Source organism: Flavobacterium sp. S87F.05.LMB.W.Kidney.N (genome assembly GCF_004366435.1).
GTDB lineage: Bacteria > Bacteroidota > Bacteroidia > Flavobacteriales > Flavobacteriaceae > Flavobacterium.
The window spans coordinates 158,053-174,674 of sequence record NZ_SODX01000004.1; the positions used below are offsets into that span (position 1 = coordinate 158,053).

Genomic DNA, 16,622 nt, shown 5'->3' on the forward strand with positions numbered 1-16,622 from the left:
TTATTTTAATTTTTATTCAAAAAAAAACCTTCCAGTATTTGGAAGGTTTGTAATATAGTTTTTCAATTATATTTATAACATTCCCGATGCAGATGTGTGAATCACATTGACAACAACGACAGAAATAATAATAATTGAGATTTGCATCATTTATTTTTTAGTGTCACAAAAGTACAGAAACTTTAGGAACTAAAAAAATAAAATCTCAACATTTCAGATACTTCTTGTTATTAAATTCACTTTTTAACAAAAAATATTAAACAATTGTAGATTGTCCAATACTTACATTGTCATTATTAAAATACAGTAAATCATCTTTACTGAAAATAAAATTAGAAACGAACTCCCCTACTTCGTTTGTTCCGAATTTTGAATCTGGTTTTAAGTCAACTGTTACAACTTTGTATTCAATTGCTTTTTCTACCGCTTTATAGATTACATTAGCTTCTTTAGTTAATCCAAAATGCTCTAACAAAAGCGCTGCGGCTAAAATCGAAGCAATCGGATTAGCGATGTTTTTTCCTTTTGCCTGCGGATATGATCCGTGAATTGGTTCAAACAAAGCATTTTTTTCTCCTAAAGATACCGATGGCAGTAAACCAATAGATCCTGTGATTACACTAGCTTCATCAGATAAAATATCTCCGAATAAGTTCTCAGTCAAAATCACATCAAATTGTTTCGGATTTAAAATCAACTGCATTGCCGCATTATCAACAAATAAAAAATCAAGCTTAACATCTGGATAATTTTCGCTCACTTTCTGAACTACTTTTCTCCACAATCTTGAAGTTTCCAAAACATTGGCTTTGTCTACCATTGTTAACTTTTTGCGTCGTTTTTGTGCCGATTTAAAAGCTAAATGTGCAATTCTGGTGATTTCTTCTTCTGAATATTCACATAAATCTGAAGCATGTGTTCCTTCTTCATTAAGTGTTTTAGTTCCGAAATAAGCACCGCCTGTTAATTCTCTGAAAATTGTAAAATCAGCTCCTTCAATAATTTCTCTTTTTAAAGGAGAAGCTTCAATTAACGCTTTGTAAGGTTTTATCGGACGAATATTCGCAAACAAACCTAATTCTTTACGAAGCTTCAATAAACCTTGTTCAGGTCGAACTTTTGCATTCGGATTATTATCATATTTAGGATCTCCGATTGCACCAAGCAAAACTGCATCTGTATTTAAACATAGATTTAGTGTTTGTTCCGGCAAAGGGCTTCCTGTTTTATCAATTGCAACTGCTCCCATGAGCGCATCTTCAAAAACAAATTCATGATTATAAACTTCAGCAATAGCATACAATGCTTTTTTGGCTTGTAAAATAACCTCAGGTCCAATTCCATCTCCTGGCAAAACTGCAATTTTCAAATTCATAACGTCTCGTTCTTTATGTATTTAAATCCTTTATTATTTTTCTCTTTCTTCTTTGCTCTATTTTCTATTCTCTTCTTAACTAGCTTCTAATTAATTCACCTTCAATTTTAGAAGCCTCGATGATTTGATGAATATCAGCATCTAAAACTTCTTTTTTAATATCTGCAAATTTCAAAAATTCAACATATACAATATCTAACTGTGTTTTTGTAAGTTCGTAACCCACTTTTTTAGCTCTATAAGCCAAAGCAGCTCTTCCGCTTCTTGCAGTCAAAATAATTGAAGATTCGTTTACACCAACATCAAGCGGATCCATGATCTCGTAAGTTGCTCTGTTTTTGATTACACCATCTTGGTGAATACCAGAACTGTGTGCAAAAGCATTTGCTCCTACAATCGCTTTATTTGGCTGTACAATCATTCCCATACTTTCAGAAACCAAACGGCTCATTTCGTTCAATTCTCTAGTATTAATGTTTGTATCTAAATTTAAATATGGGTGTTGTTTGAAAATCATTACCACTTCTTCAAGTGCAGTATTTCCAGCTCTTTCACCAATACCATTAATAGTACATTCTATTTGTCTTGCTCCATTTATAGCCCCTGCAATCGAGTTTGCAGTTGCCATTCCTAAATCATTATGACAGTGACATGAAAGGATTACGTTTTCGATTCCTTTTACGTTTTCTTTTAAATATTTAATTTTTGCTCCGTATTCTTCTGGAAGACAATATCCAGTAGTATCAGGAATATTCAATACTGTTGCTCCAGATTTAATAACTTCCTCACAAACTTTGGCCAAGAAAGCGTTGTCTGTTCTCCCAGCATCTTCTGCGTAGAATTCAACATCTTCTACATAAGATTTTGCGTGTGCTACAGCATATTTTGCTCTTGCAATAATATCTTCCGGCGTAGTATTTAATTTGTGGAGTATGTGAGATTGTGAAGTTCCGATTCCAGTATGGATTCTTGGTTTCTTAGCGTGCTTTAAAGCAGCTGCAGCAACATCAATGTCGTTTTTTACGGCTCTTGTTAGTCCGCAGACGGTTGCATTTTCTACAATTTTACAAATCTCAGAGACGGATAAAAAATCGCCTGGACTTGATACAGGAAAGCCTGCTTCGATGATATCAACTCCCATTTTGTCAAGTCTTTCTGCGATAACTAATTTTTGTTTAGTATCTAACTTACATCCTGGAACTTGTTCACCATCTCGCAAAGTGGTGTCAAAAATTTGAACTTTCTCTCTATTCATATTCATTTATTTAATGTAATTTCACATCTTGATAACAAATATATATCGTACTATCGCAGTACGAAATTCATTTTAATGAAATTATACTGTTCATAAAACGATTTATACCTTATTAACTAATTTATTATCAATAAGTTACATTATTATTTTTTACAATGGCTAACCATCAAAAAGATTTCTTATTTGTTTTAATCAAATCACTTTCGAAATCAGAAAAAAGACAGTTTAAAATTTTTGCAAGCCGATTAGAGACGAGTTCAAATACAAAATTTATTGAATTATTCAACATTCTTGATAAATCTGAAGTTTATGATGAAAAGCTCATTCTTAAAAGCGGCATTATCCAAAAAGTTCAGCTATCTAACTTAAAATCATACTTATACAAGCAAATCTTAGTAAGTATAAGATTGAATATTCCCAGCCAGAATATTCGCTACCAGCTTCGTGAACAAATGGATTTTGCTGTGATTCTTTATAATAAAGGATTGTATAAGCAGAGTTTGAAAATTTTAGATAAGACCAAACAACAAGCGCTGGAGAATGATGAAAAATATATGGCGTATGAAATTGTTGAATTTGAAAAACTAATAGAATCCCAATATATTACCCGAAGTATTCAAGGTCGTGCAGACGAATTGGTTGTGCAGGCTAAAGAATTGAATTACCGAAATACGATTTCAAGCAAACTGTCAAATTTATCGCTTCAACTGTACGGAATCATGCTAAAAACGGGATACGTAAAAAGTGACGCCGAATACAAATATATTGACGATTATTTCAATAGACATATTTCAAAATTAGATGAAAGTAAATTTGGCTTTCGCGAAAAATACTGGTTTTATAATGCCAACTTGTGGCGAAGCTTTCTAGTTCAAGACTTTTTGGCCAGTTATAAATATGCCTATAAATGGGTTACATTGTTTTATGATAATCCGAACATGATTTATCTTAATCCTGTATTTTTCTTGAAAGGAAATCATTATTTCTTAGAATCGCTTTATATGTTAAAGTATAAATCTAATTTCAAGAAGTATCTGAATCTTTTAGAAGAAACTATTGCAGATCCTAAATTTCCTGTAAACGATAATATTGCATCACTGTCATTTTTATATGTATATAACAATAAACTAAATCTGCACATCTTGGAAGGAACTTTTGCGGAAAGCGAATATCTAATTCCTGAGATTTTAAGCAAACTTAAAGTACATAGTGAACATCTTGATGAGCACCACGAAATGCTGTTTTTCTATAAAATTGCTTCCATTTATTTTGGAAATGAAAAATACAATGAATGCATCAATTATTTAGATAAAATCATCAACAACAAGAACTTAACAATGCGAGAAGACTTGATGTGTTTTGCAAGATTATTGTCTTTAATTGCGCATTATGAGTTAGGAAAAGATTATTACTTAGAAAATCATCTTAAAAGCACGTATAAGTTTTTATTGAAAATGAATGATTTACATGAAGTTCAGAAAGAAATCATCAAATTCCTTAAAAATTTAAATAACTTTTATCCAGCCGATATTAAGAAGGAATTCAAAAAAATGCACGATCGCTTTGTAGAGCTTGAGAAGAACACTTATGAGAAAAGAGCATTCTTATATCTTGATATTATTTCGTGGCTTGAAAGCAAAATAGAAAATAGAAAAATTGCTGATATTATAAAGGAAAAAGCGAAATTAAATAATCGTTAAGATTAAATTCCAATAGAGAAATTCCAAATTCCAATAAAAAAAAGGCTGAAAAACAATAAGTTTTTCAGCCTTTTTTTTAATTTCTGCCTTCGGTCGAAATGACAAAACGTTACGAAAACAATAAACCAGACAGGATTTACAAACCTGTCGGGTTTACTGAAGGACTTAAAATAAAATCCCAAACTCCACTTAATTGGAATTTGGGATTTTTTTATTGGATTTTTTTTTATTGGAATTTTCAAAAACTTTATTCGACAATATTCGAAGTAGTTACATAGAAATTCTTATCAACTTCGAGTTTTCTATCTTCATTTTCAGTTTTAATAGACTGCCAGTCTGTAGTTGGTTTCAACCAAGTTTCTACACCACTTATTTTTACTTTTACAGGCATATCAAATTTTGAAACACAATTGGTCCAATGATATCCTAAAGTTCCATTTTTAAACATATATTCAAAAACAGGAATTTTAGTAGTAGTTAAATACTGTGCATACACTCTGTTGAAGTTAATTCCAGACTGATCGTTGATATAATCCTCAATTTGCTTAGAAGTTACCGTTTGATGATAAAAGGTCTTATTTAAGCCTCTTAAAATCGATTTCCATTTCGCATCATCATTAACAATCTGACGAATGGTGTGCAGCATATTTGCACCTTTTGGATACATATCTCCTGAACCTTCATTATTTACATCATAATGACCGATAATTGGTTTGTCGTTTTCAATACCTCTTCTGCATCCAATAACATATTCAGCGCCAGCCTCTTTTCCGTAATAATATTCCAAAAATAAACTTTCAGAATAGTTTGTAAAACTCTCGTGAATCCACATGTCTGCGATGTCTTTATAAGTGATGTTGTTTGCAAACCACTCGTGTCCAGACTCATGAATGATAATAAAATCAAATTTTAGTCCCCAGCCTGTTCTGCTTAAATCTTTTCCTAAATAACCCTGTTTATATTGATTCCCGTATGTCACAGAGCTTTGGTGTTCCATTCCTAAATAAGGCACTTCTACTAATTTGTAACTGTCTTCGTAAAATGGATAAGGTCCAAACCAATCTTCAAAAGCTTTCAGCATTTTTGGAGCATCTTTAAAATGTTCTTTTGCTAAAGCCAAATTATCTCTTAAAACATAATAATTACAATCTAAATTACCTTTTTCTCCTTTAAATATTTCAGAGAAATTAACGTAATCGCCAATATTGATATTTACGCCGTAGTTATTAATCGGATTAGAAACATACCAATTAAAAGTTTTAGTTCCGTCTTTTTCTTTTTTAACGCTTTTTAACCTTCCATTTGAAACTTCTGTCAAATCTCCGGGAACATTCACGCTGATCAGCATATTTTCTACTTCATCGTACATATGATCTTTACACGGCCACCAAACACTTGCGCCTAAGCCCTGGCAAGAAGTAGCAATAAAATCTTTTCCGTTTTTATCTTTTTTCCAAGAAAATCCGCCATCCCATGGTGCTCTAACCGCTTCTTTTGGTTTTCCTTCAAAAGAGATGATAATTTCTTTTGTGTCTCCAACTTTTTGCTTTTCAGTCAAAGTAATAAAGAAAGCATTTCCATCTCTTTCAAATTTTACTTCTTTTCCGTTTTGAGTAACTTTAGTAATCTGCATTGGCTGCTGCAAATCGATCTGCATTTTATTATTTTCTGTCAAAACAGTATAACGAACAGTATTTGAACCCGAAATTGTTTTCTCAGATGGTTTTACTTTTACATCTAAATGATAGTATTTTAAATCCCACCAAGCTCTTTCTTTTGTAATACTGCCACGTAATGTATCCTGATGCGTAAAAACAGTTTCAGACTTATTTAAAAGTCCTTGGGCATTTGCCGTGAAACCAACTAAAAAGGCGATAAATACGCCACCAAAGTATTTTTTCATTATTTATAAATTTGTAATAAATAAGGTAATTAAACCACTTAATCTTCAACAAATGTAAACATTCAGATCAAGTATTTTAAATTTTATGTTTTAAGGATGAAAAAATAACACCTAAATTCATTATTCTTCTATATTTTAGTGTTTTTAATCAATAAAATTTAAATATGAGATTTGATGTAATAGCTTCTTTTTTGGTTGTAATGTTATCGACAGCTGTAAATTCACAAAATATAGCTATTCATAAAACGAAAAATAAAATCAGCATTGATGGAAATTTATCAGATTGGGAAACACCTTTTCTAGGTCCGTTTGCGATTCACGATTCTGGAGAAAAAGCTGCTCAAAATACATTTGTTTCACTTTCGTGGAATGACGAAAATCTTTATATAGCTTACAATTGCATCGATTCTAAAATTATTGGAAAACCTCAAAAGAAAGATTCCCAGATTTTTTACACCGATGATTTAGTAGAACTTTTTCTTGATCCAGATGGAGATGGGCAGAATTATATTGAAATTGGAGTAAACGCTTTTTCAAGTAACTATGATCTGCTTTTAAAATGTATTTCGCCAGAATGCGGCGGATGGAAAACCGCAATGGATTTTGATATTAAAAGACTAGAATCTGTAAGTAAAATAAATCCTGATGGTTATTGTGTCGAAATTAAAATTCCTTTTTCAAGCCTTAAAAATATTAAAAACGGTAATTTTTTAAAACCAGAAATTGGTACAAAATGGAAAGGAAGTGCTTTTAGAATAGATTACGGTAACAGTATCGAATACCTTGCATTACAACCTTATAAGAGTTTAAAATTTGGTTTTCATCAGCCAGCAGAATTTGCGGTTTTTGAGTTTGTGGAGTAATTAGTTTCATTTGTTTCAGGTTTCAGGTTACGCACGTTAGCCCGAAACCTGAAACCTGAAACCTGAAACTTGAAACAAAACTTTTACTTCTGACGTTTCTTTAAAACATCTACAACATCATTCAGCTGATAACCTTTTGCCTGCAATAAAATTAGGTAATGAAAAAGCAAATCGGCGCTTTCACTAAGAAACAAATCATCGTTATTATCTTTTGCTTCAATAACCACTTCTACAGCTTCTTCACCCACTTTTTGAGCAATTTTATTGATTCCTTTTTCGAATAAAGAAGCTACATAACTTTTTTCAGAATCAGCGTTTTCTCTACGAGTTTTAATTGTGTTTTCTAATTGAGAAATGAAGCCATAATTCGCTTCATTTGGTTCCTGCCAGCACGTATCTGCACCAGTATGGCAAGTTGGCCCAACAGGTTTTGCCTGAATCAAAAGCGTATCGCCATCGCAGTCATTTTTAATACTTACCAAATTTAAAAAGTTACCACTCTCCTCGCCTTTTGTCCAAAGTCTTTGTTTGGAACGACTGAAAAAAGTTACTTTCTGTGTCTCTATTGTTTTTTGAAGCGATTCTTCATTCATATAGCCCAGCATCAAAACATTTTTTGTCTCTGAATCTTGGATTATAGCCGGAATTAATCCGTGTGCGCTTTTGATATCGATATCCATTTTTTATTTTAGATTTTAGATTTCAGATTTTAGATTCTCTGAATTCTTGTTATTTTAGATTAAATCTAATCTTTCTTCTTGTTTCTTGATTCTCTTTAAAGTCTAACTTCCACTCCATTATTCTTCAGTTCTTCTTTCAAAGCTTTAATTTCGATTTCTTTAAAGTGAAAAACGCTTGCTGCCAAAGCCGCATCAGCTTTTCCTTCTTTAAACGAATCTAGAAAATGTTGTATATTTCCAGCTCCGCCCGACGCAATAATCGGAATATTTACTAATTCTGATAGTTTTGCCAAAGCTTCATTTGCAAACCCATTTTTAGTTCCGTCATTGTCCATTGAAGTAAATAAAATTTCGCCGGCACCGCGTTCTGCCACTTCAACAGCCCAATCGAATAGATTTAGTTCTGTTGGTACTTTTCCTCCTACTAAATGTACAATCCATTGTCCATCAATTTGTTTGGCGTCGATTGCGACAACAACGCATTGACTTCCAAATTTCTGAGCCAAATCATTAATTAATTGCGGATTTTTGACTGCTGATGAATTAATCGAAACTTTATCTGCGCCGTTATTCAGCAGAATGTCAACATCTTCAACAGATGAAATTCCGCCGCCAACTGTAAACGGAATATTGATTTTTTCTGCCACGCTTCGCACCATATTTACAAGTGTTTTGCGTCTTTCTTCCGTTGCCGAAATATCCAGAAAAACTAATTCATCTGCGCCTTCTTTTGAATAAATTTCAGCTAATTCCACAGGATCTCCTGCATCGCGCAAATCCACGAAATTGACGCCTTTTACGGTTCTTCCATTTTTTATATCTAAGCAAGGTATTATTCTTTTTGCTAACATTTCTTTAATGTGTTAATTAGATAATTAGTCAATTAGATAATTATTTTCGTCACGCATAAATTATCTAATTATCAAATTTTCTCATTTTCTAATTATAAAATCCTCTAACTGTTTTAAAGTGATTCTTCCTTCGTAAATCGCTTTTCCTATGATTGTTCCTTCGCAGCCTAATTCTGCTAATTTTGGAAGTTCGTCGAAGGTTGAAATTCCGCCAGAAGCTATTAATTTTATTCCTTTTGCTTCCGCTAAAATTTTGCTGTACAAATCAAAACTCGGACCTTGAAGCATTCCGTCTTTTGCAATATCAGTACAGATAACATACTGAATTCCTTTTGTTTGATAATCCTGAATAAACGGAACTAAATCTTCATTTGATTCTTCCAGCCAGCCTGAAACTGCTATTTTTTCATCTTTAGCATCTGCTCCCAGAATGATTTTATCTGATCCGTATTCGGCAATCCATTTTTCAAAAATTGCTCTGTTTTTTACCGCAATACTGCCACCCGTAATTTGGTTGGCACCGCTTTCAAAAGCAATTCTCAAATCATCATCCGATTTTAATCCGCCTCCAAAATCAATTTTTAAACTGGTTTGCGTTGCAATTTGTTCTAAGATTTTATAATTGACAATTTTACTTGATTTTGCACCGTCAAGATCCACTAAATGCAGATATTCAATTCCGTGTGCTTCAAATGATTTCGCTACTTCAAGCGGATTCTCATTGTAAATTATTTTCGTATCATAATCACCTTTGGACAAACGAACACATTTTCCTTCAATGATATCTATGGCTGGTATTATTCTCATTTTTATATTTTAGATTGTTGATTTTAGAATTTAGATTATTCAAAAAAAATATTGAATTACTAATTTCTAAAATTAATTTTTGATTAAAATTGATTTTTATATTGGAATTTGGAATTTAATCTTTGGGATTTAGTTTCAAAAAATTTCCAAGGATCTTCTCTCCAATATCGCCACTTTTTTCTGGATGAAATTGAGTTCCGTAAAAATTATCTTTTTGCAAAGCCGATGCATATTCCAGATCGTAATTCGTTGTAGCAATGGCTTCATCGCAATTTGGCGCGTAAAAACTATGCACTAAATACATGAATTCATTTTCCGAAATTCCCTTAAATAAATCCGATTTTAAGTCATAAATCTGGTTCCATCCCATTTGCGGGACTTTAACGCTGTTTGAGAATTTTACAACATCAATATCAAAAATACCTAAACCTTTTGTATTTCCCTCTTCAGACGAATTACACATTAACTGCATTCCCAAACAAATGCCTAAAACGGGTTGTTTCAATTGCGGAATCAAACTATCTAAACCGCTTTCGCGAAGTTTAAACATCGCCGAACTCGCCTCACCTACACCAGGAAAAATCACTTTATCTGCCGATTTAATTTCATTAGGATTGTTACTCAAAACAGCTTTAAATCCCAATCTTTCAATAGCAAACATAATGCTCTGAATATTTCCTGCTCCGTAATTTATAATTACTATTTTCATTAAAAAAGCTTTAAGCTTTAAGCCATAAGCTTTAGGCCTAATGCCTACAGCCTATTGCTTGTAGCGTTTTACAACATTCCTTTCGTCGAAGGCAAAATCATTTTTTCGGTATCTCTTTTTACGGCAACTTTTATTGCTTTCGCGAAAGCTTTAAAGATCGCTTCAATTTTATGATGTTCGTTGATTCCTTCTGCTTTGATATTTAAGTTCGCTTTTGCGCCATCTGTGAACGATTTGAAGAAATGATAAAACATTTCAGTTGGCATTTTACCCACCATTTCACGTTTAAATTCGGTTTCCCAGATTAGCCAATTTCTTCCTCCAAAATCAATTGCAGCCTGCGCTAAACAATCGTCCATTGGCAAACAGAATCCGTAACGCTCGATTCCTAGTTTATTTCCCAATGCTTTTGCGAAAACTTCTCCTAAAGCAATTGCCGTATCTTCAATTGTATGGTGCTCATCAACCTCTAAATCGCCTTTTACAAGAATTTCCAGATCCATTTGACCGTGACGTGAAATCTGGTCTAACATGTGATCAAAAAAAGCAATTCCAGTATCAATTTTACTTTTTCCGGTTCCATCCAAGTTTAAATTGATATAAATATCCGTTTCATTTGTTTTACGAGTTATTGACGCAGAACGTGCTTCTAACTTTAAAAACTCATAGATTTTTTTCCAATCCATGGTTTGCAAAACGATTGTTTCATTTAATTCTTCGCGTTTTAATGAAATTTCGTTACTGCCAATTCCATCGATATCATTCATGTAGATCGCTTTTGCTCCCAGATTTTTAGCCAATTCAACATCGGTTAAACGATCTCCTAAAACAAAAGAATTTTCTAAATCATATTCTGGATTATTCAAGTATTTCGTAAGCATTCCTGTTCTAGGCTTGCGTGTTGGCGCATTTTCTTCTGGAAAAGATCTGTCAACAAAAATTTCATCAAAAACAACTCCTTCATTTTCAAAGGCTTTAAGTATAAAATTCTGCGTTGGCCAAAACGTATCTTCAGGAAAACTATCTGTTCCTAATCCGTCCTGATTGGTTACCATTGCTAATTCGTAGTCTAATTCGCTGGCAATTTTTGCTAGATATTGAAAAGCTTTTGGGTAAAATTCCAGTTTATCTAAGCTGTCTAATTGGTAATTTTCAGGTTCTAAAACGATCGTTCCATCACGATCGATAAAAAGTACTTTTTTCATGTTGTATTTTTTGAGAATAAAGAGTATAGAAAATAGAGTAAAGAGGATAGACTTTTATCCTATTTTTAAAGTCCTTATATTCTTTTCTTTCTTTCTAGATTCTTTTTTCTATATTCTTTTTTCTATATTCTTTACTCTATTTTTTCTATTTCAACAACTTCAATTCTTTAATTAAAACAGCATTTTCCTCTTTTGTTCCAATTGTAAAGCGAAGGCAGTTTTCGCATAAAGGCTGTGTGGTTCTGTTACGAATTACAATTCCTTTTTCAATTAATTGATCGTATCTTTTGTTAGCATCATCTACTTTTACCAAAACAAAATTAGCTTCTGTAGGATAAATTTTTTCTACAAAATCTACCTCAAGTAACACTTTAAGTAATTCTTCTCTTTGCTTGATAATAGAAGCTATTTCCTGTTTTATCTTTTCAGAATCTTTTAAACGTTCAATAGCTCTTTGCTGTGTTAATTCGTTTACATTATAAGGCGGTTTAATTTTATTCAAAACCGAAATAACAGCTTCTGATGCATAACAAATTCCTAAACGAATTCCAGCTAAACCATAGGCTTTTGAAAGCGTCTGAGTAATTACCAAATTTGGATATTCATCAATTTCTACAAGCCAGCTTTCTTTTTCTGAAAAGTCAATATAAGCTTCATCAATTACAATTAAACCTTTAAAGTTTTGAAGTAATTTTACAATACTTTCGTCTGAAAAAGAATTTCCAGTTGGGTTATTGGGCGAACATAAAAAGATAATTTTTGTATTTTCATCAACAGCTTCTAAAATTTTTTCTACTTGAGGCTGAAAATCATTTGTAAGCAGAATTTCTCTGTTTTCTACTGCGTTGATATTCGCTAAAACGCTGTACATTCCGTACGTAGGCGGCAACGTAATAATATTATCTGTTTTTGGTTCGCAGAAAGCTCTGAAAATCAAATCTAAAACTTCGTCACTTCCGTTTCCTAACAAAATCTGACTCTGTTTTGTATTGTTATTTTTGGCTAAAATTGCTTTAACCGAATTCTGTTGTGGATCTGGATAACGATTTACTCCATTTTGAAACGGATTTTCATTTGCATCCAAAAAAATCATATCGGCAGTATCAAAATCTTCAAACTCATCTCTCGCCGAAGAATATGGTTTTAAAGATTTTACGTTTTCACGTGTAATTGTATTTATATCGAATTTCATTATTTTAATTTTTAGAATATAGAGAATAGAATAAAGAGAATAGACTTGCCACCTTACCTATTTATTTTCTATTCTATGTTCTTTCTTCTATTTTCTATATTCTGTGTTCTATATTCTGTGTTCTTTATTCTAAACTCTTCAATCTTAAGGTAACAGCATTCTTATGCGCTTGCAAACCTTCCGCTTCAGCCATAAGCTCAATTGCTTTTCCAATATTTTGAATCCCTTTTTCTGAAATCTTTTGAAAGGTCATCGATTTCATAAAACTATCTAGATTTACACCACTGTAATTTTTAGCGTATCCGTTTGTTGGCAAGGTGTGATTGGTTCCTGATGCATAATCTCCAGCACTTTCAGGAGTATAATTCCCAATAAAAACAGAACCTGCATTTACGATTCCGTTGCAGTAAAAATCATCGTATTGAGAACAGATGATAAAGTGCTCTGGCCCGTATTCGTTGATTAAATCTAAAGCAATCTTATCATTTTCCACATAAATCAATTTCGAATTTTCAATTGCTTTTTCTGCAATTGCTTTTCTGGGAAGAACTTCTATTTGAGATTGGATTTCCTTTTCTACTTCATCAATTAATTTCTTTGAAGTCGAAACCAAAATTACCTGACTATCAGTTCCATGTTCTGCCTGAGACAATAAATCTGATGCTACAAATGCAGGAACCGCCGTATCATCAGCAACAATTAATAATTCTGAAGGACCAGCAGGCATGTCAATTGCAACACCAAATTGAGTTGCTAATTGCTTAGCTACGGTTACAAACTGATTTCCAGGGCCGAAAATTTTATACACTTTTGGAATAGATTGTGTTCCAAATGTCATTCCGGCGATCGCCTGAATTCCGCCTACTTTTAAAATCTTAGTTACACCGCATAAATTTGCTGCATATAAAATTGCTGGATTAATTTTTCCTGATTTATCTGGCGGCGAACACAAAACAATTTCTTTGCAGCCCGCAATTTCAGCAGGAACAGCAAGCATTAAAACTGTTGAAAACAAAGGGGCTGTTCCTCCTGGAATATACAAACCAATTTTCTGAATTGGTCTTTTTTCCTGCCAGCAGTTTACGCCTTCGATAGTATCTAGTTCAATTCTATCTGTTTTTTGAGCTTTGTGAAATTTATAAATATTGTCTTTTGCTAATTTGATTGCCTCTTTTAATTCGTTCGGAATCAGATTAATTGCTTCACTAATTTCTTCTTTAGAAACTTCATAATTATCTAAGGAAATTCCATCAAAGATTGAAGTGTATTTTGCAACTGCTTCATCTCCTTTTTTCTGAACTTCTTTGAAGATTTCTTTTACCGTAACCTCAATATCATCAATGGTTTGAGTTGGTCTCTTTAATATTTCAGACCAGGTTTCTGGTTTTGGATTGTTTATCTTATTCATTATTTTTATGCTTTATGCTATAAGCTGTAGGCTTTAAGCTTTTTAAACTATCTTTAATTTCTTTGGCAAAAGCTTAAAGCCTATTGCCTAAAGCTTAAAGCTTTAAAGAACCATTTTCTCAATTGGGCAAACCAAAATTCCTTCTGCTCCAACTTCTTTTAACTGGTCGATTACATCCCAAAAAGTATCTTTATCGATTACCGAGTGCACACTGCTCCAGCCTTCCTGTGCCAATGGCAAAACGGTTAAACTTCTTAAAACCGGAAGAATTTTTCCAACAGCATCAATCTTGTCGTTTGGAACGTTCATTAAAATGTATTTTGAATTTCTAGCTCTTAAAACCGCCTGAATTCTGAATTTTAAAGTATCAATGTGTTTTTGAATTTCTGGAGAAACTTTTGGAGAAACGGCTAAAACTGCTTCACTTTTCAAGATAACTTCAACTTCTTTTAAATTGTTCTTGAATAAAGTGCTTCCGCTTGAAACGATATCTACAATTGCATCTGCAAGACCAATGTTTGGAGCGATTTCTACAGAACCAGAAATTTGGTGAATGTCTACACTTAAACCAAATTTATTAAAATATTCGTTAACTGTATTGGGATAAGAAGTTGCAATACGCAATCCAGCTAAATCTTGTATTGAATTATATTCCAAAGTTTTAGGAACAGCAACAGAAACTTTACATTTTGAGAATCCTAATTTTTGAACCACTTCGATTCCTTTTCCTTTTTCTACCAAAAGATTGTCGCCAACAATAGCTAGATCTACTACTCCATCAATTAAATATTGAGGAATATCTGAATTTCTAAGATACAAAACTTCAAGAGGAAAATTAGAAGCTTCGGCCTTTAGCTGGTCGATTCCGTTGTTGATCGAAATACCGCAGTCTTTTAAGATTTGGATGCTGTCTTCGTTTAAACGACCTGATTTTTGAATTGCAATTTTTAAAGTACTCATTTTTTTAGTTGTTTGTTGGGTTTATAGTTTGAGTACAAAGAGTTAGAATAAAAAAAACCCGTTTGATGTACTCAAACGGGTTTTAAAATATGATGATTTACACGCATACCATTAACACATCGCTTGAGAGCAATTATGTAGATGATGATGATGTAATTGAATTGAAATCATGATTGGTTTTGTTTTTACTTCTTTGATTCGGTTGCAAATATAATAGATAAATTAATTAAAAAGCAATTTTTATTTTAACTTAACTATAGTTTATTGTTAAAAAACATTCTGAAGAGCTTTATAGTTAATAATTTTAAAATTACTTTAACGGATCTTCATATTCCTCAAAAGTCAATAAGACCTGAGTTCCTTTGCCGATTTCACTTTCAATTTTAAATTTAATTTGAAGCAGATCTGTCATTCTTTTTACGATAAACAAACCTAAACCTGTTCCTTTAATTTCAGAATGATTTAAGGAATCTGATCTAAAAAACGGATTCAAAATGGATTCTAAATCTTCTTTCGCAATTCCAATTCCTTGATCTGAAATATTACAGATAATCTTGTGATTTTCTCTGGATAACGAAATTCTAATTTGACTATCATTATTAGAATATTTTACTGCATTCGAAATAATATTTCGGAGAATGGTTACTACTAAATAATTATCAGAATAGGTATAAAATTCTTCAGGAGCATCTAATATTACATTGATATTTCGAGATTTAATTTTCTCTGCATTCAAAGTGAGAACATCTAAAATGACTGCATTTAAATACACATTTTCCCTATTTATATTTTGCTTTTGATTTTCAAAACGCGCCATTAAAAGTAACTGATCCACAAGAGAATTTAAGTGATCTACTTCATTAATACAATAATTAATTTTTTCTTCATATTCTTTGCTGTCACGAGGTTTACGTACTAATACTTCAAGTGTTCCTTTAATAACTGTTAAAGGTGTTCTTAACTCGTGCGAGGCGTCTGATGTAAATTGTTTTTCGCGTTCGATTGCATCTTCTATTCGGTCTAATAAATTATTTATGGTTTTAGAAAGTGTGAATAGTTCGTCTCTAGTTTTTGGAAGAGGAATTCTTGTTTTTAGATTGTCTTTTGTAATAACTCTAGAAGTGTAAATAATGTCATTTATGGGTTTTATACTTCGTCCTGCAAAAAATCGAGCAAGAAAGAATAACAATAAAAGGATTATCGGAAAAGCAATCAGTAAGGTATCTAACAAATTTTCCAGCACTTTTGAAGAATCTGAAAGTGACATTGCAATAATTAAATAGCCTATTTTCTTAGTTTTTATGTGAAGTGGAACTTGAATTTGACGAATTTTATTTCCTAATAATTTGGTGTCAAAAAGCTGAAAATGTTCTTTGTTTTCATGAAAAACTAATTTTTCATTCTTTAAATTAGGAGACTTCTCGATTATTTTTTTATTCAAATCCAAAAACTGAACAAAAACAGGATTTACATCAACAGAATTATGTTCTCTCTCTTCCCATTCTTCAGCATCCATCAAAACCACTTTCTTGTTTTCAATCTTGATTTCTTTTAAGTGATCCTGAATTTCAATGTTCAAATTTTCATCAATATGATTGTAAACAGTGAGTTTTACAATAAAATAAATAGCTGAGAACGCAACCAGAACCAGCAGTCCTGTTGTTAAAATATAATTTAACGCAATTCTATTTTTAAAGGATAATGATGTCATTTT

Annotated in this window: 14 protein-coding genes; 2 read left to right on the plus strand and 12 right to left on the minus strand. The window is 32.2% G+C overall.

The genetic code is table 11. From position 1 onward, the window contains the following. Positions 1 to 256: 256 nt before the first annotated feature. Together leuB and EDB96_RS13280 are read right to left on the minus strand one after the other, a co-directional pair. Complete coding sequence (gene leuB, locus EDB96_RS13275; protein ID WP_134141301.1) at positions 257 to 1,375, minus strand: 3-isopropylmalate dehydrogenase; 1,119 nt, start codon at positions 1,373 to 1,375, stop codon at positions 257 to 259. Positions 1,376 to 1,454: 79 nt separating this feature from the next. Continuing rightward, entirely contained in the window at positions 1,455 to 2,630 is a 1,176-nt protein-coding gene (locus tag EDB96_RS13280) for a 2-isopropylmalate synthase (protein ID WP_057117998.1), read from the minus strand. A gap of 155 nt (positions 2,631 to 2,785) precedes the next feature. Between EDB96_RS13280 and EDB96_RS13285 the strand changes: the two genes are divergently transcribed. Then, positions 2,786 to 4,330, plus strand: coding sequence for a hypothetical protein (locus EDB96_RS13285; protein WP_134141302.1), 1,545 nt, complete (start codon positions 2,786 to 2,788; stop codon positions 4,328 to 4,330). Positions 4,331 to 4,577: 247 nt separating this feature from the next. Here the strand turns inward: EDB96_RS13285 and EDB96_RS13290 are convergent, their stop codons facing one another. Next, positions 4,578 to 6,233 carry a M1 family metallopeptidase gene (locus EDB96_RS13290; RefSeq protein WP_134141304.1) on the minus strand — a complete coding sequence of 552 codons (1,656 nt, stop codon included), beginning with the start codon at positions 6,231 to 6,233 and terminating at the stop codon, positions 4,578 to 4,580. Positions 6,234 to 6,397: 164 nt separating this feature from the next. Between EDB96_RS13290 and EDB96_RS13295 the strand changes: the two genes are divergently transcribed. Continuing rightward, on the plus strand, positions 6,398 to 7,096 hold the full coding sequence (locus EDB96_RS13295) for a carbohydrate-binding family 9-like protein (protein ID WP_057118001.1): 699 nt from the start codon (positions 6,398 to 6,400) through the stop codon (positions 7,094 to 7,096). Positions 7,097 to 7,179: 83 nt separating this feature from the next. On the opposite strand, the gene hisIE is transcribed toward EDB96_RS13295, so the two are convergent. From hisIE to EDB96_RS13340, 9 genes are all read right to left on the minus strand, one after another. After that, a complete protein-coding gene (hisIE, locus tag EDB96_RS13300) occupies positions 7,180 to 7,776 on the minus strand; it encodes a bifunctional phosphoribosyl-AMP cyclohydrolase/phosphoribosyl-ATP diphosphatase HisIE (protein ID WP_057118002.1) in 597 nt (198 codons plus the stop codon). Between the two features lie 95 nt (positions 7,777 to 7,871). Beyond that, positions 7,872 to 8,627 carry an imidazole glycerol phosphate synthase subunit HisF gene (hisF, locus tag EDB96_RS13305; RefSeq protein WP_134141305.1) on the minus strand — a complete coding sequence of 252 codons (756 nt, stop codon included), beginning with the start codon at positions 8,625 to 8,627 and terminating at the stop codon, positions 7,872 to 7,874. Between the two features lie 81 nt (positions 8,628 to 8,708). After that, positions 8,709 to 9,434, minus strand: coding sequence for a 1-(5-phosphoribosyl)-5-[(5-phosphoribosylamino)methylideneamino]imidazole-4-carboxamide isomerase (hisA, locus tag EDB96_RS13310; RefSeq protein WP_134141306.1), 726 nt, complete (start codon positions 9,432 to 9,434; stop codon positions 8,709 to 8,711). 115 nt (positions 9,435 to 9,549) lie between these two features. Continuing rightward, positions 9,550 to 10,143, minus strand: a complete 594-nt coding sequence (gene hisH / locus EDB96_RS13315) for an imidazole glycerol phosphate synthase subunit HisH (protein WP_134141308.1) — start codon at positions 10,141 to 10,143, stop codon at positions 9,550 to 9,552. A gap of 68 nt (positions 10,144 to 10,211) precedes the next feature. After that, entirely contained in the window at positions 10,212 to 11,348 is a 1,137-nt protein-coding gene (gene hisB / locus EDB96_RS13320; protein WP_134141309.1) for a bifunctional histidinol-phosphatase/imidazoleglycerol-phosphate dehydratase HisB, read from the minus strand. Between the two features lie 145 nt (positions 11,349 to 11,493). Continuing rightward, the gene (hisC, locus tag EDB96_RS13325; protein WP_134141310.1) at positions 11,494 to 12,540 is read right to left on the minus strand and encodes a histidinol-phosphate transaminase; all 1,047 of its coding nucleotides are present in this window, start codon (positions 12,538 to 12,540) and stop codon (positions 11,494 to 11,496) included. Between the two features lie 124 nt (positions 12,541 to 12,664). Then, the gene (hisD, locus tag EDB96_RS13330) at positions 12,665 to 13,948 is read right to left on the minus strand and encodes a histidinol dehydrogenase (protein WP_057118008.1); all 1,284 of its coding nucleotides are present in this window, start codon (positions 13,946 to 13,948) and stop codon (positions 12,665 to 12,667) included. Positions 13,949 to 14,050: 102 nt separating this feature from the next. Next, positions 14,051 to 14,908, minus strand: a complete 858-nt coding sequence (gene hisG / locus EDB96_RS13335; RefSeq protein WP_057118009.1) for an ATP phosphoribosyltransferase — start codon at positions 14,906 to 14,908, stop codon at positions 14,051 to 14,053. A 310-nt stretch (positions 14,909 to 15,218) separates the two neighbouring features. Further along, positions 15,219 to 16,619 (minus strand): sensor histidine kinase, encoded by a 1,401-nt coding sequence (locus tag EDB96_RS13340; RefSeq protein WP_134141312.1) that lies wholly within the window; start codon positions 16,617 to 16,619, stop codon positions 15,219 to 15,221. Between the last annotated feature and the right edge of the window lie 3 nt (positions 16,620 to 16,622).

Bases quoted from the DNA above. Each gene is read 5' to 3' on its own strand.
- hisC (WP_134141310.1), bottom strand. From the start codon at position 12,540: ATGAAATTCGATATAAATACAATTACACGTGAAAACGTAAAATCTTTA.
- hisG (WP_057118009.1), bottom strand. From the start codon at position 14,908: ATGAGTACTTTAAAAATTGCAATTCAAAAATCAGGTCGTTTAAACGAA.
- hisA (WP_134141306.1), bottom strand. From the start codon at position 9,434: ATGAGAATAATACCAGCCATAGATATCATTGAAGGAAAATGTGTTCGT.
- EDB96_RS13280 (WP_057117998.1), bottom strand. From the start codon at position 2,630: ATGAATAGAGAGAAAGTTCAAATTTTTGACACCACTTTGCGAGATGGT.
- EDB96_RS13290 (WP_134141304.1), bottom strand. From the start codon at position 6,233: ATGAAAAAATACTTTGGTGGCGTATTTATCGCCTTTTTAGTTGGTTTC.
- hisH (WP_134141308.1), bottom strand. From the start codon at position 10,143: ATGAAAATAGTAATTATAAATTACGGAGCAGGAAATATTCAGAGCATT.
- EDB96_RS13340 (WP_134141312.1), bottom strand. From the start codon at position 16,619: ATGACATCATTATCCTTTAAAAATAGAATTGCGTTAAATTATATTTTA.
- EDB96_RS13285 (WP_134141302.1), top strand. From the start codon at position 2,786: ATGGCTAACCATCAAAAAGATTTCTTATTTGTTTTAATCAAATCACTT.
- EDB96_RS13295 (WP_057118001.1), top strand. From the start codon at position 6,398: ATGAGATTTGATGTAATAGCTTCTTTTTTGGTTGTAATGTTATCGACA.
- hisB (WP_134141309.1), bottom strand. From the start codon at position 11,348: ATGAAAAAAGTACTTTTTATCGATCGTGATGGAACGATCGTTTTAGAA.
- leuB (WP_134141301.1), bottom strand. From the start codon at position 1,375: ATGAATTTGAAAATTGCAGTTTTGCCAGGAGATGGAATTGGACCTGAG.
- hisF (WP_134141305.1), bottom strand. From the start codon at position 8,627: ATGTTAGCAAAAAGAATAATACCTTGCTTAGATATAAAAAATGGAAGA.
- hisIE (WP_057118002.1), bottom strand. From the start codon at position 7,776: ATGGATATCGATATCAAAAGCGCACACGGATTAATTCCGGCTATAATC.
- hisD (WP_057118008.1), bottom strand. From the start codon at position 13,948: ATGAATAAGATAAACAATCCAAAACCAGAAACCTGGTCTGAAATATTA.